16 protein-coding genes are annotated in these 19604 nt (G+C 65.7%); 7 read left to right on the top strand and 9 right to left on the bottom strand.

Annotated features, from left to right (window positions below; genetic code table 11):
* Positions 1-55: 55 nt before the first annotated feature.
* From epsI to OIM94_RS08630, 6 genes are read right to left on the bottom strand one after another with little or no spacing between them, the layout of a single operon-like run.
* Positions 56-754: an exosortase-associated protein EpsI, V-type gene (gene epsI / locus OIM94_RS08655; RefSeq protein ID WP_264609656.1), complete on the bottom strand. Its 699-nt coding sequence runs from the start codon at positions 752-754 to the stop codon at positions 56-58.
* On the bottom strand, positions 738-1619 hold the full coding sequence (gene xrtV / locus OIM94_RS08650; RefSeq protein WP_264609655.1) for an exosortase V: 882 nt from the start codon (positions 1617-1619) through the stop codon (positions 738-740). The genes epsI and xrtV overlap by 17 nt, the downstream gene beginning before the upstream one ends.
* Positions 1620-1629: 10 nt before the next feature.
* Entirely contained in the window at positions 1630-2337 is a 708-nt protein-coding gene (locus OIM94_RS08645) for a CpsD/CapB family tyrosine-protein kinase (RefSeq protein ID WP_264609654.1), read from the bottom strand.
* Positions 2337-3680: a GNVR domain-containing protein gene (locus OIM94_RS08640; RefSeq protein WP_264609653.1), complete on the bottom strand. Its 1344-nt coding sequence runs from the start codon at positions 3678-3680 to the stop codon at positions 2337-2339. The genes OIM94_RS08645 and OIM94_RS08640 overlap by 1 nt, the downstream gene beginning before the upstream one ends.
* Positions 3681-3714: 34 nt before the next feature.
* The gene (locus OIM94_RS08635; protein ID WP_264609652.1) at positions 3715-4620 is read right to left on the bottom strand and encodes an SLBB domain-containing protein; all 906 of its coding nucleotides are present in this window, start codon (positions 4618-4620) and stop codon (positions 3715-3717) included.
* A gap of 14 nt (positions 4621-4634) precedes the next feature.
* Positions 4635-5837 (bottom strand): gellan polysaccharide biosynthesis protein GelF, encoded by a 1203-nt coding sequence (locus OIM94_RS08630; RefSeq protein WP_264609651.1) that lies wholly within the window; start codon positions 5835-5837, stop codon positions 4635-4637.
* A 375-nt stretch (positions 5838-6212) separates the two neighbouring features.
* Between OIM94_RS08630 and OIM94_RS08625 the strand changes: the two genes are divergently transcribed.
* On the top strand, positions 6213-6464 hold the full coding sequence (locus tag OIM94_RS08625; protein ID WP_010542644.1) for an XrtV sorting system accessory protein: 252 nt from the start codon (positions 6213-6215) through the stop codon (positions 6462-6464).
* 97 nt (positions 6465-6561) lie between these two features.
* On the top strand, positions 6562-7950 hold the full coding sequence (locus OIM94_RS08620; protein WP_264609650.1) for an ATP-binding protein: 1389 nt from the start codon (positions 6562-6564) through the stop codon (positions 7948-7950).
* A gap of 42 nt (positions 7951-7992) precedes the next feature.
* Here the strand turns inward: OIM94_RS08620 and OIM94_RS08615 are convergent, their stop codons facing one another.
* Positions 7993-8859 carry a glycosyltransferase family 2 protein gene (locus OIM94_RS08615; RefSeq protein ID WP_264609649.1) on the bottom strand — a complete coding sequence of 289 codons (867 nt, stop codon included), beginning with the start codon at positions 8857-8859 and terminating at the stop codon, positions 7993-7995.
* Entirely contained in the window at positions 8856-9902 is a 1047-nt protein-coding gene (gene welK / locus OIM94_RS08610; protein ID WP_264609648.1) for a beta-1,4-glucuronosyltransferase WelK, read from the bottom strand. Before welK ends, OIM94_RS08615 begins: the two co-directional genes overlap by 4 nt.
* Before the next feature lie 139 nt (positions 9903-10041).
* Here welK and OIM94_RS08605 point away from each other — a divergent pair, with 139 nt between their 5' ends.
* Positions 10042-10944, top strand: coding sequence for an EpsD family peptidyl-prolyl cis-trans isomerase (locus tag OIM94_RS08605; RefSeq protein WP_264609647.1), 903 nt, complete (start codon positions 10042-10044; stop codon positions 10942-10944).
* An 84-nt stretch (positions 10945-11028) separates the two neighbouring features.
* On the opposite strand, the gene OIM94_RS08600 is transcribed toward OIM94_RS08605, so the two are convergent.
* Positions 11029-11976 carry a glycosyltransferase family 2 protein gene (locus OIM94_RS08600; RefSeq protein WP_264609646.1) on the bottom strand — a complete coding sequence of 316 codons (948 nt, stop codon included), beginning with the start codon at positions 11974-11976 and terminating at the stop codon, positions 11029-11031.
* A gap of 200 nt (positions 11977-12176) precedes the next feature.
* Here OIM94_RS08600 and OIM94_RS08595 point away from each other — a divergent pair, with 200 nt between their 5' ends.
* The 4 genes from OIM94_RS08595 to OIM94_RS08580 all read left to right on the top strand — a co-directional run bounded on the left by OIM94_RS08595 (position 12177) and on the right by OIM94_RS08580 (position 19591).
* Positions 12177-14189, top strand: a complete 2013-nt coding sequence (locus OIM94_RS08595; protein WP_264609645.1) for a LamG-like jellyroll fold domain-containing protein — start codon at positions 12177-12179, stop codon at positions 14187-14189.
* Positions 14190-14266: 77 nt separating this feature from the next.
* Entirely contained in the window at positions 14267-15547 is a 1281-nt protein-coding gene (locus OIM94_RS08590; RefSeq protein WP_264609644.1) for an oligosaccharide flippase family protein, read from the top strand.
* Positions 15548-15602: 55 nt separating this feature from the next.
* Positions 15603-17177, top strand: a complete 1575-nt coding sequence (locus tag OIM94_RS08585) for an O-antigen ligase family protein (RefSeq protein ID WP_264609869.1) — start codon at positions 15603-15605, stop codon at positions 17175-17177.
* Positions 17178-17239: 62 nt separating this feature from the next.
* The gene (locus OIM94_RS08580) at positions 17240-19591 is read left to right on the top strand and encodes a hypothetical protein (RefSeq protein ID WP_264609643.1); all 2352 of its coding nucleotides are present in this window, start codon (positions 17240-17242) and stop codon (positions 19589-19591) included.
* Positions 19592-19604 lie beyond the last annotated feature (13 nt).

The following is a 19604-nucleotide window of genomic DNA, read 5'->3' as shown; positions in this document are numbered from 1 at the left end:
GGTACGCGACGAGAAGGAGAGGGAGGGGCGGCGGTCTGCGCCGCCCCTTTTGCGTTCAGGCGCGCGGCGCCAGGTCGCGCGTTACCTGGGTGCCGAGCAACGGGCGCAGCACGCGCGGATCGAGCGTCTTCACCAGCTCGCGCGCGAAATCGAGATTGGCGTTGAGGCCGTCCTCGGCTTCCGCCGTCACCGTCGAGATGCGGACCAGCACCCCGTCGACGATCCAGCCCTGGAGCTGGCTCTTGAGGCGGGCGAACAGCTGCTCGTTGCCGTTCTGCGGCAGATATTCGCCCACGCGGGTCCAGTAGAGGATCTGCTCGGTGCGGTTGAAGTTGGTCGCGGTCAGCGCCCGTCCGGGAATCGTCACCTGCGGCGTCACCGGGATGGTCTGCTCGTGGCTCTCGACCACGGTGAAGCCGAAGAACGGGTAGCAGACTTCCGGTCGGTGGAGCTGCAGCAGATCCGTCTGGGCGTTGCCATAGGCGATCAGCAGCATCACCTGGGTGCCGTCGGCGCGCGAAAAGGCACGGGCGACCACCTGGTTGTACAGCTTGTCTTCCAGGCTGCCTTCGCGCGCGGGGGCGATCAGCGCACCGGTATCCTCGGCCTTCCAGCCGCCAAATGCCTTGGGCATCAGCGCATCGAGCTTGGTCGCACCGAGCAGGTCCATGCGACGATGCGGCTTGAGGCCGAGCGAGGCGCCGGCGGCGGCGAAGCAGCCCGCGCCGATCAGCAGGTCACGCCGGTTGAACATGGGGCCTCCGGCGCCGTGTGAAGAGCTGTTCGACCACCCAGTCGATGGCGAAGATGCAGAGCAGCGCGACCACGAACATCACCATGCCGGTGGAGACGTGGAGGAAGCTCTGCGCGGCCTCGTCGCCCATATGATAGGTGATCAGCACGAGGATGACGATGCGCAGGATGTTGGTGATCACCGCGACCGGGATCACCAGCGCGGCGATGAACAACGCGTAGCGCCAGGACGGCTTGTTCTTGATGTAGATGTACAGCAGCGTGACGACGACGAGGCTGGAGAGCGAGCGCAGCCCCGAACAGGCATCCTCGACCAGCAGCTGATAGGGGCCGACGAACAGCGTCACGCCCTGGCGCAGGATCGGATAGTCCAGCCAGGACAGGAAGCCGGTGGCGGCATAGGAGACGAACTCCTTGAGCGGCGCGGTGACGCGATCGACGATCCAGCCCGGCGGCGGCACGAGGAAGAACAGCCACAAGGTCGGGAACCACGCAGCGCGCAGCGCCCGGACGCCGAAATAGAGGAACGCAGCCGCCACGAAGGTCGCGACCAGCCCGAACGTCTCGATGCTGATGAAGTCGAACACGCGACCGACGGTGTAGATGCCCAGCGCCAGCAACAGGCACAATGCGCCCAGCGCCATATTGCCGGGGCGCCGGAGCGCCACGAGGCTGTCGCGTTGCCGCGCCAGCATCCAGGCGCCGGTCGCCAGCACGATCGGCCCCTGCACGCCACCTTCGGCGCTCCAGGTTTCGCGGCCGAGCGTGACGAAAGTGGGAATGGCGAGTGCCGCAAGGCCGGCGACCGCGAGCCAATAGCCCCCCTGTCGCCGTCCTCGCTGCCGCTCCAGCGCAGTCGCGGTCATGGAATCCAATTCAATAGCCGTTCAGGACGCAGCCGATGACGTTGGTGCGGTCCGACCGCAGCGTGCGGGTGAGCGTGTTGACGTCGCGGATGTAGCTCGAATCCTTCCGCCCCACGATGATCGCATAGCCGGCGACATGTGCGACGCGCTGCGCATCAGCGCAGGTGTTCGCGGCCGTGGTGTCGAAGATCGTGATGTCGAACTCGCGCAGCAGCTGCGTCACGAGGTCGTGGAACTGCTCGGAGGACAGCAGTTCCTGCGGGCTGTGCTCGACATGCCCGGCATGGATCACCGACAGCTGGTCCAGCTTGGTCGGGTGGATGATCGAGGCGAGGTCGATATCGCCCGAGGCGAGATAGTCGGCGAGGCCCGGCTTGTCGGCGGCGATGTTGAAGGCGATGCCGATGCTCGGGTCGCGCAGATTGGCATCGACCAGCGCGGTCTTGATGCCGATCTGCGCCAGCGCCGTCGCGAGGTTGGCGGCGGTGAAGCTGCAGCCGACGCCGGCAGAGGCGCCGCAGATCGCCAGAGCGCGGCGGCCCTCGCGCAGGTGCTGCGCCATGATGCGGGTGCGCAGCGCGCGAATGGCTTCCGCTTCGATGCCGTTCGGGTCGGACAGGACGAGCTGATATTCCAGGACGCCGGTAGTGTCGGGTGTCGTCGGAACGGCGCTCGGGCGCTCGCCTTCGGGCAGCGGTTCGCTGGTCATCGCGTCCATCAGTTTACTGAAGCTCCGTGCGTTTCGGCGCGGTCGCCGAGGGTTTCTTGGGCGCGGCGCAGGCGTGCGGCGAGCGAGGCACGGCTCTGGATCACGCCCAGCACCGGCGCATCGACCGCCACTTCGAGATCCTCGGCGCTGCGCACGCGGCGACCGAGCAGTTCGACGAGCAGCGCGACCAGCACGCCGAGGCCGAGGCCGAAGCCGGCCGCGCCGCCGATGATCATCGGCACCTTGGGGTAATAGGGCGTTTCCGGCGCGCTGGCTTCGCTCAGCGTGCTCATGCCCGTGTCGTTGCTGCTTGCTTCCAGGCGCAGATCGGCGACGCGCTGGGCCGCCTTCATATACTGGTCCTGCTTCAGCGTGACGTCCCGCTGGAGCTGCATGACCTTGTCGACATCCTGGCGGTTGCCGAGCACGCGGGCGCGCTGGGCATTGGCTTCGCTTTCCAGCGCGCCGCGGCCGGGGCCGCTGGCGCTTGCCTGGCTGCGTTCCGCCGCCGCTGCGCGGGCGAGCACCTCGCGCTGGCGCTGCAGGGCCTGGAAGGCCGGGTGGTTCGGGCCGAGATTGGTGGCCGCCTGCTGGATCTGCTGGTCGATCTGGGCAAGCTGGAGCTGCGCCGGGCCCATGCCGCTGGCGGCCGCGACGACCGGTGCCGACGGTATCGCGCTCGCGCCCTGGAGCTGTGCGAGCTTCTGCGTATCGAGATCCGAACCGGTCTCGGTCAGCACGATGCCGGACTTCTTCACGAAGTCGGTGCGCGCCTGCACCGCCGCGAGCAGCGACTGGCGTGCCGCTTCCGCCTGCTGGGTGTACCAGTCGGCCGACTTCGCCGCCGCCTGGCGCTTGGCGGCGAGCGACTGGGCGAGGAATGCGGTGCGGATCAGGTTGGCGATACGCTCGGCACGCTCGGGCGAGCTGTCCGAGTAGGAGATTTCGAGGATGTTGCTGCCCTCGATCACATCCGCCTTGGTGTTGTCCGAGATCTGCTTTGCGAGCCAGCGGCGAATGTCGCCGGTCGCCGCCGAGGACGAGGCGTTGAAGGCAGCGATGTTGGCAGGATCGTTGGCCCAGCCCAGTTCGTCGACCACGCGGCCGGAGGTCGCATAGTCCTCGATCAGCTCGGTCTGCGTCTGGACATAGGCGCGCATGAACTGCGAGTTCATCACCTGGCCGGTGACGGGATCGGGCTTGAAGGTGTCGAGCACCAGCCGCGTGGTCGCGCGGTAGCGTTCGGGCAGGAACTGGACCACCAGCGCCGCGGTGGTGACGCAGACGAGAAACGCCGGGAGGATGATCCACCGGCGCACCCAGAGAATGCGGAAGAACTGAATGATATTCACTGGTGCGCCTCGTCCGCTGTCAACATTGCCTAGATCAGAACAACCGCTCGCCGATGACGATCGTGTCGCCAGGCTTGATCGGATCGTCCATCTTCAACTTGATTTCCTGGCCGTCGCGCGAGACCTTCACTCGCTTCGACGAGCCGGCGGGGGTAAGGCCGCCGCCTTGTGCCAGCGCGCGACGGAGCGTCATGTCCGTTCGAATCGCGTATACCCCAGGCGCGTTAACTTGGCCATAAATGTAGAAGTGCTCGACTTCCGGCACGAACAGCTTGTCGCCAGGCGTGACCACCGGATCCTGCTCCGGGCCGCCCTGGGCCAGCTGCTTGTAGTTCAGCTTGGCACTGGTGCCGTCGGCGCGGGTGAGCACCACGAAATCGGCCGCATCGGCGCGAAGGCCGCCGGCGCGCGCGATGATCTCCGAGACGTGATAGCCGCGATCCACCGGCTGCAGGCCGGCCGTGGTCACCTGGCCCAGCACCGTCACATAGTTGCTGACGAAGCTGACGACTTCGACGCTGACGATCGGCTTCGCGTAATAGCCACCCGCGCGCAGCAGGCCGGCGAGCTTCTCGGCCAGCGTGACGGCGGTCTCGCCCCGTACCTGCACGGCGCCGAGATAGGGAAGGGTGACGGTACCGTCCGCTTGCACGCGCGCGCGGGTCTTGAAGTCCGACTGGCCCAGAACGTCCGCCTCGATCACGTCGTCGACGCCGATCTTGTAGCCGGCCGGCGCCGCACCCGCAGCCGGCGGGGTGGCGGTGGCTGCCGTTGTCGGCACTGCCGTCGTCTGCTGCTGCGGGGCCGCTGGCGGGGTCGCCGGGCGCGCCCGCGCCGGCGTCGGAACGGACCGGGTGGGAATCTGCGCTGCCGCGGGCGCGGCGAGTACGGCAATTCCGGTGAGCGCCGAAAGGATCACGAAACGGTGTTTGTCATGCATGAATACGGCCCTTGTCAGAGCGACAGCGACGTCGTGAGATTGATACGTTTGGAGCGGTATTGATACAGCCCAATATTGCTGGTGCGCTTGTTATAGCCCGCACCCAGCGAGAAGTTCAGCCGAGGATTGGGTCGGAAGTTCACGGTGCCGAACAGCGTCAGCGTGTTGTCGTTGCCCGTCGTCGGCGCAAGAGTGAACAACCGCGAAGAGGCAAGCTCGCGCCAGGTCTTGGTGGCCTGTAGCGAGAGTTGGGTCCGATCGCTCAGCTTACGGGTTGCCGTTGCCGATACGGTCGTCACGATTTCATAGCCTACGAACAGCAGCGTGGAGGGCTGCGGGTTGCGCGACGCAAGGAGCTGCACGCCATATTGATCGCCCGAATATACCGCCGACAGATCGAATCCGATCCCGCTGAAGCCCGGCGTCGAGGCGAGCTTGGGGTCGACCTTCGAATAATTGACGGAGCCGCGGAAATTCAGTCGGCTGGAGACCGCCCGCTCGAGCTGGACGCCGGCCGCATAGCTCTTCATGCCGTCCCGGCCACTGACCCCCGGTACCGTGCGATGGATGTAGCTGCTGTCGGACATGCGTCCAAACACCGACACGGTGCCCAGCGCCGGCGACGTCAGGCCCAACTGGGCAGTGACCGTGTTGGTGTCGGAATCGGCGAACTTGCGCTGGGCGAGGCTGTTGCGAACCTCGTTGCGCGAATAGGCAAGTGCAGGGCGCAGGCCGTAGGCGGACCCGCAGCCGATGTCCGCGGAATAGGCGCGCGCTTCTTCCGTGTTGTTGAGCGCGGGCGCAGTATCCTGGACGAGGACGCTGGACAGGTCCGTCAGGTGGCGCTGATAGCCGACTTCGCCATGCACCACGCAGGACGCGATCCGCTGGTCGCCGCCGCCGGTGAGCGAGATATTCTCGCGATTGAAGTTCGTGTAGCGACGATAGAAGCGATAGCCCACCGTGCCCGCGAGATAGAGCTGTCCGGTCGCACGCGGCAGGACAATGCTCAGATCGAGCGAGGGGGAGGCGATCACGTCGCCGCGCGCGCCGCTGGTGATGCGCGGGTCGTTGAGCACGACGTTGTCGTTGTACTCGAGCTGTCCCGTTGCATGCACGCTGATCTGGCGCTCGCTGCCGCTCGGGCGTGGCGTGAACGCCTGTCGCTGCGCGAGCGCGGGCTGGATCGCCGTTGCCGTCGCAAGCAGCGCGAGCACGCGGCACGATCGCGAGACACGATCGCCGAGGCGCACTTCTACCGCTTGCTGAACGTCTTTTACTGGCACGAATGTTCCCCCGGGTCCTGGCTTCATTATCAATGGCCTCCAGTACAAGCAACCGGATCTGAGGATGCCATGGCCTCGCCACTCCCACTACGGGAATATCCTCCCATCCGGTGCTGTCCCGGCCGCTTCGGCCTTCCGCATGCCCGACCTCTCGCATGCCGGCGCTACCGCGCTATTCCTAGGGTCGCGTTTTAACGAGCTTTTATCCTGCACCGCGGTATCTAGCGAGTTGCACCGTCCGCTGCTAGTGCGGTTCGGGCGACGTCGGAAGTCCTTCGATTCCGGCGCCGAAAAGAAAGGACATGCATGCAGACGCCCTATGATTGGGTGACCATCGCGATATTCGCCGGCCTGATCGTGATCTTCTTGCAACGATCCCAGGCGGATTCGGTAGTGCGCGACACGATGATCAGCTATTTGCCTCCCGCGGTCGGATGTGCCGTCGCCAATTATCTCGGGAACGAAAACTATCATGTTTTCGCAATCCTCACGATTGTATTGGTGCTGGCGTACATTGCGTTCGTGATCAAACCGTACGAGTTTTTCAAGCGCCGCTGATACAGGCGGGGCCGGATCGTTTGGGGGAGGCGCCAGAAGGCGCGAACCAGGGGTTCGCTGCCGAGCGTGGCGGCGTCCGAAATTAAGAGGTGTTCGAGTGGCTGTAGGATCCGCGCTGAAGTTCTTGTGGCCCTTTGGGCGTCGGGACGTACCGGAGGAGGACGGATATTTCCCGCTGGCCGCCACCGTCGTTCCCCATCGCGACGCGCATGCGGGCCGCGGGCGACCCGACTTTCCGACCTTTCGCGCTTCGGCGCTCGATCGCCCGCTCGACCGGCGCCGGGAAGAGCGTCGCGAGATCACCCGCGCGCGGTTTGCGCTCGCCACCTTCTTCACGCCCACCCAGCCGGTGGCGGACCGCTCGAGCTTTGCCGGTCGCCTCGAGGTGCTGGCGCGGCTGATCTCGGCGATCGAGAGCCAGCGCAGCCATGTCGTGCTCTATGGCGAGCGCGGCATCGGCAAGACCTCGCTGCTCCATGTGCTGACCGACGTGGCGCGTGAATCCAGCTACATCGTCAGCTACGCGACCTGCGGCGCCAATGCCAACTTCGCCGACCTGTTCCGCGCGGTGCTAGAAGATGTGCCGCTGCTGTTCCATCGCGGCGTCTCGCCCAATGCGGGCGAGGCGGAATCGGGCGGAAGCCTCGCCGATCGCCTGCCGACCGGATCGTTCGATTCGGGCGAACTCGCCGATCTGTGCGCCGACATCACCGGCACCCGTGTTCTGATCATCCTCGACGAATATGACCGCGTGACGGATACCCGGTTCCGCCAGCAGGTCGCCGAACTGATCAAGAACCTCTCGGACCGCTCCGCGCGCGTTCAGCTGGTGATCGCCGGCGTCTCGTCGAACCTGCAGGAACTCGTCGGCTACGTACCCTCGATCCGCCGCAACATCATCGGCCTGCCGATGCCGCGGCTCGAGGAAACCGAGGTACAGGAGATGATCGCGCTCGGCGAGACCGCCTCGGGCCTGCGCTTCGATCCGAACCTCACCCGGATCATCCACCTGCTGGCGCTGGGGTCGCCCTATTTCGCGCGGCTGCTGTGCCACCATGCGGCGCTCGAGGCGCTCGACCAGGGGCGGCTGACCGTCGATCTGGGCCATCTGCGCCGCGCGCTCGACCAGGCCATCCTGGAAATAGAAGGCCGGATGTCGCCGCGCGCCGTGCTGGAGATGCGCAAGTTCGTCGGCGGTCGCTACGATCCGCTGGTCGCCGCGCTGGGCGAGGCGTCGCGTTCGACCGATGGCTGGTTCACCGGCCAGGCAGTCGTCGAGCTGCTGCCGGGGAGCACGATCACTGCGGCGCAGGTCGAGCAGGAACTCGACGCGCTGAGCCGCCAGCTCGGCCTGGAGAGCGATGCGCAGGACGGCGAGCGCCGCTTCCGCTTCAACGATGATTCGCTGCCCGTCTATCTCTGGCTGATGGTGGGACGCCTGCGGATCGACAGCGGGACGCTGGAAGAGGCGCTCGCGGCGGTGTGAGGACAGGAGACGGGGCGGCGCACCATGGCCGCCCCGCCTTCATCAGATTGGTCTGCCGAGCAGTTGCAGCAGGCCGGCGCCAGCGCGCCAGAAACGCAGGCGGACAAGCGTGCCGACGGCAGCTATACGGGACCCGCGGGTGCCGGGCGTGCGCAGGATCTTGGCGGTATCCGCCGGAATCAACGCAGGCTGCAGCGTCGAGCGCGCAAGCCAGCGCAGCCGGCCGCGCGGGCGCTCGATATTGAACAGGAACAGCTCGCGCTGGATGCGCCGCGTCTTGACCAGTAGCGTTGCCCAGTCCGGCCGGGGCGGGTGGCCTACCGAGGCCTCGGGGGCATAGTCGATCGCGAGACCCGTGGCGATGGCGCGGTGGCACCATTCCAGATCTTCCGAGACTCCGGTACGAAATCCGCCGACGCGCTCGAAATCGGCCCGCATGACGAACAGATTGGCGGTAACGGTGAACTTCGCACGGCGAACATAGCCTTCATTGTCGAAGGCCAGCGCCATCTCGAGTGCTTCCGCGCCGGTCAGTCGCCCTTCCGGCTTGAGCACATACATGTGGCCGCCGACGAAGCGGCCCGGGGCGACATGGGCGACGCCCCCGGCCAGCCAGCCGGGCTCGACGACGCAGTCGCTGTCGGTGAAGGCGAGAATCTCGCCCTGCGCTTCCGCCGCGGCGCCGTTCCGCGCCGGTCCGGCGCCCTTCTCCAGGATCGTGACGATCCGCGCGCGCCCGGCTACGGCGGCTTCCACTGCCGCCAGGCCGCAGGGGGAGTTGTTGTCGCCGACGATGATCTCGAAGGCCTCTCGCCCGATCGTCTGATGCTGCAGTGCATCGAGACATTGTCGCAGCGAGTCCGGATCATTGTAGTGCGGGATGACGACGCTGATCCGCGGCGCGCTCATCGCTTGGCACTCCACTGTGCCAGCAACTCGCGCAGGCGGCCGGCGAGCGCCGTGTGATCGGTGGTGGCGAGCTGCGGCTCGGTCGCCTTGGCGGCCTCCACTGCCGCGCCCAGTTCGCGCTCGTCGCGCACGGCGTGGAGCAGGCCGCGATCGGCGAAGGTCTGCGCGATCTCTTCCTGGTGATCGTCATAATGCTCGCCCAGATCGTGGCGGCGCGGGAAGGCGACGACGCGGCAGCCGGCGCGCAGCGCGGTGACCAGCGATCCGGTGCCGCCGTGGCAGATCACCATGTCCGCGTCGCGCAGCAGCAACTGGAGGTCGTCGAAGGGAATGGTCCGGCGGATCTCCACGTCGGGGATGCCGGGGTCGGCCAGGTCCTGATCGCCATATTGCAGCACCAGCTTGCCGGGCAGCCCGCCGGCCCGCTTGAGATCGAGCACCGCCTGCACGAGCCGCGGAAAGGGCAGGGTGGCACCGACGGTGGCGAAGGTGAGTGGCTGCTTGGGCGGGCGGGGGGTGTCGAGCAGGCGGAAGGGATCGAACAGCTCCGCATCCGGCCAGGTCTGCTTGAGCGCGGCGGACTGGACGATGGTCACGGTCGCGATGCCCTTGACCATCTTGCCGAAGGCGGAAGGATGATCGAACCGGGCGAAGCTTTCGATGTGGACGAACTTTGCGCCCGAGAGCTTGGCGAGCAGCGCCGTGAAATAGACCGCACCCGCACCGGTGGAGATCACCACATCGGGCTTGTGCTTGCGGATGATCGACAGGCTCTGCCGCAGGTTCCGCCAGGCGCCTCCCAGCATGCGCAGCGGGTGGCCGAGCTTGGCCTGGCCGAGGGCATAATGATCGACAAGCGCGACCGGGTGTTTTTCGGCAAGGCTGCGGCCCAGCGCGGTGTCTTCGGTCACGAAGAAATAGTCATGTTCCTTCCAGACCGATTCCAGATCGAGGATCTGCCGCAGATGGCCGCCGCCGGAAGCTGCGAGACACATTTTCAGCGGTTTGCCCGCCTTCGCTTCGGTCACCGTCGCTTCTGCCATGCCGTCCCCCATTGATCCCGCCTGCCTCCCGCCGGGAGGCATGCTGCACTGCCAACGCTATTGCGGATGCCCGCCCGCCCGAATAGGTTCAAGTAGAAGTTTGTGCCGTGCGCAATTCCGTGCCGGCTGGGAGGTCTTCATGAAGAAATTGTACCTGGTAACGGCGGTGGCTGCGGCCGCGCTGGCCGTCTCCGGATGTGGCAGCAAGGAAGGCAAGCTCGATAAGGGGCAGGTCGTCGCCAGCGTGGACGGCGACGAGATCACCATCTTCGAACTGAATGCCGAAGTGCAGGCCACGCAGGTGCCGCAGGGGACCGACCGCAAGCTTGCAGAGCAGATGGCGCTGCAGCGCATCATCGAGCGCAAGATTCTCGCGAAGTACGCCCGCGAGCAGAAGCTGGACAAGACCCCCGTCTTCCTGATCCAGCAGCGCCGCGCCGACGAGTTGATCCTCACCACGCTACTGCGCGACAAGATTGCCGGCGGCATCGCCCAGCCGACCGATGCCGAGATCGCGCAATATGAAGCGGCGCATCCCGATCGCTTCGCGCAGCGCAAGATCTACAGCATCGAACAGATCGTCTTCCCGCCGCCCGGCTCGGCGGCGAAGTTCAAGGAATTCGCGCCGCTCAAGACGCTGGACCAGCTTGCCGCCAAGCTGACCGCCGACGGCGTGCAGTTCCGCCGCGCGCCGACCCAGCTGGACACCGCCGCGTTGCCGCCGGAGATCGCCGCCAAGATTGCGGCGCTGCCGGCGCAGGAGCTGTTCATCCTGCCGACGCAGCAGGGCGTCACCGCCAATGTCATCACCGGCACGACGATCCAGCCGCTGGCGGGCGATCAGGCGCGCGAACTCGCGCTCAATACGCTGCGCACCGAGCGGTTCAGCAAGGCGGCGGACGCGCAGCTGAACGATCGTCTGAAGAAGGCGCGCGAGTCGGTGAAATATCAGCCGGGCTACAGCCCGCCGCCGCAACTGCAGGGCGGCGCTGCCGCCGCGCCTGCTGCGGCCCCTGCTCCGGCGCCCAACGCCGCGCAGTGAGCGACAAGTCGGGGGGCTTGCCGTCGGCAAGCCTTCCGCCTTGCGTCGGGTTGCCATTTCGGGCCGTCTGGCGCGGCGCGATCCTCAGGTACGAACGTGGTCGCGCCAGCCGTGCCACCAGCGCCGCGGCTGGCCGAACACGATGCTCCAGGCATCGCGCAGCGCGTTCCAGCGCGCCGCCCGGCGGGGTGAGAGGCGCCCGAGCAGGCCGCCGATAACGACATATTTGGCGGCATTGGCCCACAGTGCCCAGCCCGTCACGACGGCACCGACGCGGCCGAAATGCTTGCGGGCATAATGCATGCGGCCGGTGGTGAGAAACAGCACGCGAGTGGGCGAGAGCGAATGCCCGCCACCGGTGTCGTGCACCACGCCCACAGCCGGATCGACCAGCACGGAATAGCCCCGCGCGCGGATCCGCTGGAACAGATCGATTTCCTCCGAATAGAGGAAGAAGCCTTCGTCGAAGCCGTCGATCTCCCGCCACACGCGGGCATCGACCATCATGAAGCCGCCGTTGAGCACCTCGACCGGCCCGGGCGCGGTGGCGTCGGCAGGAAGGCCGCCGCGCCGCATCGGGCTGCTGATGAAGATCGACACGACGAAATCGCGCACCGTGGGCAGCGGGAGGAAGTTGGCATGGTCCAGCTGGCCGTTCGGAAAATAGGAACGCCCGCCCCAGGCTGCCGCGTCCGGGTGCGCCTTGGCGAAGGCGACCAGCAGGTCGATCGCGCCGGGGCGGGGAATGGCGTCGGGGTTGACGAGCAGCAGCCGCGGCGCGCGGGCATGGGCCGCACACCGGTTATTCCCCGCCCCGAAGCCGATATTGCCCTCGCTCGGCACGATCCGCACGTGCGGGAACTCGGCACGAACCACCGCCTCGGTGTCGCCGCCGCCATTGTCGATCAGCAGGATTTCGTGGGCTGTGCCTTGTGCCGCCGCGGCGATGCCCCGGATGCATTGTCCGATGAACGGAGCCGAGTGGTAGGCAACCACCAGGATGCTGACGTCGGGTGTGGGCGAGGCTTCCATGCCTCGTTCTTACCCGTGCTGCACTGCGGCGTCGAGAGTGTTGCCCGCACGCTGGCAGTGCCTTGAGGGCTGCCAGTTATCGGCTTGAAAAACAGGGCATTAACCCTGCCTCTTAGCCACCGTTTCAGGGCTTGGCAGGTACAAGACGGTCCGAGGGATCGCAGGTCGATTGGGGTCGACGCGTAACGAGGGTAGAGTACATGCCGGACATCATCGTGAGGAATCAGAGCGAACTGGACGCCGCCATCAAGGCTGCGAAAGGGGGCGAGACGATCAAGCTTGCGGCGGGGACCTATACGTCCATCACCGTGCACACCAAGACCTTCACCACGCCCGTCACGATCACCTCGCTCGATGCGAGCAAGCCGGTGAATGTGACGACCCTGCAGATCATCAACAGCAGCAACCTGGTGGTGAAGAACGTCACGGCCGCACAAAACTTCCAGCCGGCACAGGACTATAATTACGCGAACCGGATCATCGGCTCCAGCAATGTCGTGATCGACGGCGTGACCCTGAGCGGGGGTACGGGCGATGTGACGAAGTCGATGGGCTGGGGGCTTCTGCTGCGGGAAAGCAAGGGGGTGACGATCAAGAATTCCTCGGTCGATCATTTCGCCCTGGGGATGAACGTCCTCACCGTCGACGGTGTCACCCTGCAGGGCAACAACTTCCACGACAATCGCCGCGATCACACCAATTTCGCCGAAGCGTCGAACGTCGTCATCGACAACAACATGTTCACCAACCTCTATCCGGTGAATGGTGAGCATCCCGACGCCATCCAGTTCATGACGAACGGCAAGACCAAGGGCAACACGAATATCACGATCACCAACAATGTGATGATGCAGGGGGACGGCCTGGCCTTCCAGGGCGTGTTCATGGGCAATGAATCCAGCATTCCTTACGAAAATATCACGATCAAAAACAATCTCGTGTACCAGAATGGTTTCACGCACGGGATCAATGTCGTTCTGGGCAAGAACGTCACCGTGGACTCCAATACCATCATCTCGAAGATGGATGCGATCGCCGATTGGATCCGCCTGGACGGCGTGACCGGCGGCAAGGTCACCAACAATGTCGTGGACCAGGTTGTGATCACCGCAACGTCGAGCGGTATTACCCAATCGAACAACGCCGTGCTTGCAACGGACGCAGTCACTCTTCGCAAGATCGGCGATCTCATGGCCGGATCGAAGGCGCAACTGGCGAACCTGATCGTCAGCGGTGTCGGCTATCAGCCGCCTGCAGGCAGCGCGTTTGCCGCGCAGGTCGCCAAGGAGCAGGCGGCAGCACAGACCTCGACCGGCGCCAACCTGCTGCTGGATCTGCAGTTCACTGCGACCGGAATCGTGGACCAGACGCGCTGGAGCACGGACGAGACCACGAAGGCGCTGGATCTCACCGCCATCAGCAACGGCATGTTCCAGGTGAAGACCGGCACCGGCTTCGAGCTTACGCGGGACAATTCACGTCAACTCTTCGCGCTGCCCGCCTTCACGCTCAACTTCGACATGAAGCGTGCCACCGCGACGGGCGCGGTCGGCCAGATCATGGGCGTCAACCAGAGCTGGGGAATCTCGCTCCGGGCGGACGGCGAACTGGTCTTCACCGTCAAGAATGCCGCCGGGCAGAGCTATACCGTCGCGACGAGCGGCGCCAAGATGACCGACACGGCCACCCACAAGATCGCGCTGACCTATGACAGCGCGAAGGGCAAGGCGATCATCTATGTCGATGGCGTGGTGAAGGGATCGGGAACGATCGTCGGCAGCACGCGGGCGGTCGAATATGCCGGACTGTACATCGGCAGCCCGTTCAACGCTGCCTTCAGCGGCAGCGTGGGCGAGATCGAGATGCGCGACGCTGCCCTCAGTGCGTCCCAGATCCTCGCGCTGAATGCCGCGGCGACCGCCGCCAGCCAGCCGACCACCACCGTGAAGCCCAGCCTCACCAGCAGCTTGGCCGCCAGCGCCGTAACCATTCTCGGCACCCCGGTCACGTCGACGGCGCTGCCGGCGGCGACCACCGGCACGCTGACGCTGGGGGGATCGGCATCGACGGCGTCCGTCGCGCAAGTGTCGCTCGCCCAGGCGATCGCCATGAATGCGGCCGGCACTGCGGCCGTCTCGGCGACGGGCAGCCTGTCCGTGGCGAATAGCCTGTTCGCCACCAAGAAGTTGGTGCAGGACTTCTATCACGTCTGATGACGTCCTCAGGCTTGCCCCCGGGAGGGCCCTGCCATAAGGCACAGACGGGATCTCCTGTGGGGCAAGCATTCAACGTGACACGTAGCAAGTTGCACCTGCGGGGGCTGCGGGGGCAGATGGTGGTCGGCTTCGGCGTCAAGGGCTTCGGCGCCGTCACCAGTTTCGCTTTCACCTGGCTGGTCGCCCGCGCCTTTGGCCCCGCCGGCGTCGGTGCCTTCGGTACGGCGCTCACGACTGCGCAGATGCTGGTCATTCTGTCGCTGATCGGCCTCGATACCATCCTGGTGCGCACCGTGGCCGTCTGCGTGTCGCAAAATCGCACGGGTGTGGCGCGTACCGCAGTGCGGCATGCCACGCGGGTCGCGGTGGGTGGTGGCCTGGTCCTGATGGTGATGATCCTGCTGTTTCACCAACAGATTGCCACCAACCTGCTGGGCAGCCCCGCCATGGCGCCGGACCTTCTGATCATGGGGTTTCTCATTCCGGTCAGCGCCTATTGCCGTCTCGCTTCGACGACGCTGCGCGGCATGGGGGATATCGGCAAGTCGCAGATGGTCGATGGGCCGCTCGGCACCTTCCTGGGTGGGGCGATGCTGGCCGGCGCGCTGCTGATCGGCGTTGCCCATAATCCGCTGCTGCCGTCGGTGCTGTACCTGGTCGGCTGGCTGGTGACGATGTTTGCCGCGACGATCATCGTCCGCCGCATGACGCGTGATTGGGCGCCGGCCGAGCCGTTGGACCGGCCGATGCTTCGCCCCGGCTTCATGGTGCTGATCACCAACGTCAACAACTTCTTCGTCGACTGGTTTGCCACCGTGATCCTTGCCGCGACGCACGGCCCCGCCGAAGCCGGTCTGTTCCGGGTGGGCTATCAGATCGCATCCTCGCTCAAGTTGCTGTCGGCCACCTCCGAGACGATCCTGCATCCGGTCTTTGCCGCCTCCTACGAACAGGGCGACGTCAAGCGGATCGCCCGCATCATCCGGATCACCATTCTCGCGCTGCTGGTCGCCGCCTCGCCCATCGCCCTGGCGGTGCTGGTCGCTCCGCATTGGATCATGGGCCTGTTCGGCAAACAGTTCACCGCGGGCGCCGCCGCGATGCAGGTGCTGGTGCTTGGGCAGGTGTTCGGGATGGTCTTCGCGTCGAGCGGCGGCGTGCTCGTCATGGCCAATCGCGAGCGTCTGGCCGTGGTGCTGACCATGTCGTCGGTTATCCTTGCCGCAATACTCGCGCTGGTCCTGATTCCGCCCTATGGTGCACTAGGCGCGGCGATCGCGATCGCGGTGCCGTCGGTCTTCCTGCGCTTCGTGTCGATGGTCGCGGTGCGGCTGATCGGCATACCGATTATCTAAGGGGTTGGTCATGGCGACATCGGCGCGAGTTCGGGGGAGCGGCGGCTTGGCGCGGGTGGTGCAGCCCCTGCGCCGGGCGCGCGACATCGTGTTCTTCCCCGCCAGAGCGGTGCTCCCGCTCTATCACCCGCAACGCTCTGGTCTCGTCACGCTCGGGCGGCGCTTCGTCGGGCTCGCCGTGATCGTGTTCGTGTCGATGGTCTACGGGCTGCTTTCGGCGATCCTGCCGCCCAGCATGCTCCTCGGGGCCGCCGCGCCGCTGGCGATTCTCGCGCTGTTCGTCATCTGGGCGCTCCCGGAGGCCGACAAGGCGCCCACCAAGTTGCTGCTGCGCTGCTACGTCCTGTTCATGATCCTGGCGATCGTGTGGCCGAACTATCTGTCGCTGTCGGTGGCGGGCCTGCCCTGGATCTCCTTCCGCCGCCTGTTCGGCGTGCTGACGACGCTTCTTCTGCTGGTGTGCTATTCGATTTCGCCGAAGTTTCGGCGCGACATGGCGGTGACGCTGTCGGCGTCGCCCTGGCTTGCCCGCTTCATGCTGGGCTTCCTGATCATCCAGATCATCGCGTCGCTCATTTCCAGCCAGCCATCCGTTTCGATCGGGCGCCTGGTGAATATCTCGCTGACGGTCACGCCGTTCTTCTTCGCGACGCTGTGGTGCCTGGGATCGAACACGCGCACACCCGAATGGTGGGTGCGGAACATGCTGGGCTGCGTGTCCGTGCTGATGGTGATCGGCTTCTTCGAGTTCCGGGCCGAGCACGTTCTGTGGGTCGGCCACATTCCCAGCTGGCTGCAGATCAACGATCCGAGCGTCATCCTGCATCTCACCTCGCAGGTGCGCGGCACGTATCGCGTGATGAACGTGTTCGGGAACCCGCTGGTGTGGGGCGAACTCGTGGCGATGACGATTCCCTTCGCGATCCACCTGATGGTGAACAGCCGGTCGGTGTCGGCGCTTGCACTCACGATCCTGTTCGATCTCGCCATGGTATTGTCCGCCTATTGGAGCGGCGCGCGCCTGAGCATGGTCGGCATGGTCGTGGCGCATGCCACCTATCTGTTGCTCTGGGGCCTGCGGCGCTGGATCAAGGAGCGTGGCGGGCTCGTCGGGATTTCCACGACGATGATGTATCCGGCCTTCGCCGTGGTTCTCGCGGTGATGATCATGGTAGTGCCTGCGGTACACAATCGCGTTCTTGGCGGCGGCGCGACACAGGCGAGCAACGACGGGCGCCACGAGCAGATCCGCATGGGCTTGCCCAAGCTCGCGATGCGCCCGGTATTCGGCTACGGGCCGTTCCAGTCCGCGGAGGTCGTCGGATGGCGTTCCCAGAGCGGGTTCCTGTCGATCGACTCCGGCTTCCTCTCGACGGCCGTCGATTACGGGGTGCTCGGCTTCATCGCATTCTACGGTACGATGGTGCTGGGTGCCGGGCTGTTGATCCGCGCCGGGTTGACGGACCCCTCCCAAGGCTATCCGCTGCATCTGGCGGTCGCGACGACGATGGTCGTGCTGCTCAATACCAGGCTCGTGCTGTCGCAGACCGACAACGACCAGGTCTTCTTCATGCTGGTGGGGCTGACGTTCGCGCTGCTGTACCGCTCGAAGCAGGCACGGGGCGCCTGATCCCGCTCGCAGCGCAGCATTTTTGGTTGTAGTCACGGCGCGCACGGTTTGGAGCGCGCCGCATGATCGATACCACACGTCGCACCCTTCTGGGCGGGGGCCTCGCCCTATCGGTTACGCCGCTCGCATGCTCGGCGCCCGGCAGCTCGGCTGCCGGGCATGGCGTAAAGGCAGGCCCGGGGATTTTGCAGCCCGGACCCCGCTGGAATGGCCGGCCCGGCAGCGGCGGCGATGCGCCGGCGCAAAGCGATGCGCCCCGGGGCACGCTGGTACCCGACGAGCGCTTCATCGGAGGATTCTCGGCAATTCCCGGCCAGTGGATCCACGGGCCCGGCATTCGCATCACCGCGCTCGGCCTGCCGCCACAGGCCGCCGACGGCACCGACCTCAACTATTTCAAGGAAGCCGTCTTCTTCCTTGAAGGAAACACCGTCACCGTCACCGAGTGGAGCGTCAACGTCACCCCGGTGCGCACCCATGACGGAACGACGATGCCGCAGGGGTCGATCGGCTTCTCGGTGGAGATCGCCGCCGGCGAGGGGGCCATCACCGCCGGGGATGCGATCCTCTATTGCTACCTGCGCGGTGAGCACGGGCTGGAGCGGCGCATCGAGCTCCCGCTCGTCATCAACGTCGACCGTGCACTCGATGCCCAACGGGCCGTCCGGTATCTCGATCCCGACAAGGGTGACGATGCCGCGGCCGGGACGCGCGCTGCCCCCTGGCGCACCCTTGGGCATGCGCTGAGCAACGCAGGCGTTGGCGATGGCGGCAAGCTGGTGCTGGCAGCCGGTCGATATCTCGAGGACAGCAACATCACGCGGCGGGGGCAGCTCAACAATCGCCGCGCGATCGAAGTCGTGGCCCAAGACGGCTTGGCTCCGGACAAGATCGTGATTTCCCGCACGAACCGGTTTCTTCCCGAGCGGCGCTGGATGATCCAGGCGCGCGTGGTGCACTTTATCGGCCTCACGTTTGACCTGCGGCAACTGATGCAGCTCTGGGGGCCGCGCGATCGCGTCATCGGCTTCTTTGCAAGCCGCCTCGTAGATCCCCTCGGACCCGATGGTCCGCGGGATGCGAGCGGCTTTCTCCTCGGTTTCAATACCGACAAGGGACCGCCGGCGGAGCGGGACATCGTCGTTTCGGGTTTTCTGCCGGCGCCGGGCCTGGGCAGCGTCTATCTCGCGGAATGCCTGTTCGCCAATTTCCTGACGCAGGGCGCGGCGCTTTATCGCAATGTCACGTCCTATGACGTCACCGACTGCTTCGCCGGTGGTCCCGGCTATGACGGCGTGGTCGTCGATGGCTATTTCGTCACCATGCCGCGATCAGGATTGCGGCGTCTCCATTCCGGGCCGCATCTTACGATCGCCGGTGCCGAGCGTGGGCCGAACGGCACGACCGTGCTGACCCTCGCCGATGTCGGCGATCTCGCGCCGCTGGTCGAGAAGCGCGATCTCTGGAAGATGCAATTCCTCTCGGGCGCGCCCGCGCAGGCGGGCATCATCGATCTGGTGTCGGCGGATCCGATAGCCCGCACGGCGATCGTGCGCGGCGATTTCGCCGGCCAGTTGCGCCCGGGCGACCGCATCCGGATCTATGCGATCTGGCACGCGGACTTCTGCCAGCAGGAAGGTGTGCGGCTGCCCACGCATCGCGGCCTGCACAACACCACCATTTTTCGCTACCGGGCCGAGTCCCCCACTTCGCAGTTGTTCCTTACCCAGGCGCCGGTGCCGCTCGAGCCGGGAAGCCGCATCGCAACGCAGGGCGCGCACTTCCAGCTGACCAGCGGCAGCGGCAAGCCCAATGTCGTCATCGCGGACGACATGCTGCGTCTGCAGGAAGGGCCCCAGGCCGGCGAATATCGCATCGTCAAAAGTTTCGATGCCCTCAGCGGCTCGGGTGTGCTGCTCGACCCGTTCAGCGCGGACCAGGCAGGAACGGCAGTCCAACGGTCGAAGTCAATCACCGACTTCGTGATGGCGCTCTCCATTCTTCGCAAGACCGGGGATGGGTGGGAGCAGGGGCAGTTCCAGGATGGCCACCGGAATTTCCTGCTGACCCAGAACACCTTCATCAGCCAGCCCGGCTGCCTGTTGTTCCGCTCCAAATTCGTCGGGCACGGCCATCGCAACCATGTCCAGCTGTTCAATGTCTGCGCCAAGATGGACGCCGATGGCGGCCAGATGCCAAGCTATGGCCTGCGGATCGAGCGGAACCACTTTTTCCGCGGCCAGCCGCGGGGACAGGGCGGACGGCTGGCCGAAGCGGCGCTGACCTTCGACGCCAACCAGCGGTACAAGCCGTTCAAGGGGCAGTTGCGGATCGGCCGCAAGCCCCTGATCCCGTTCGACAGCTTCGGCAACCCCGTCGACGAGACCTCGCCGGTGGGCGCGGTTTCCGTCTGAGCGATCGACGCGC

Origin of the sequence: Sphingomonas sp. R1, from assembly GCF_025960285.1 — a bacterium.
Classification (GTDB): domain Bacteria; phylum Pseudomonadota; class Alphaproteobacteria; order Sphingomonadales; family Sphingomonadaceae; genus Sphingomonas.
This window is presented reverse-complemented; position numbering and strand designations above follow the sequence as displayed.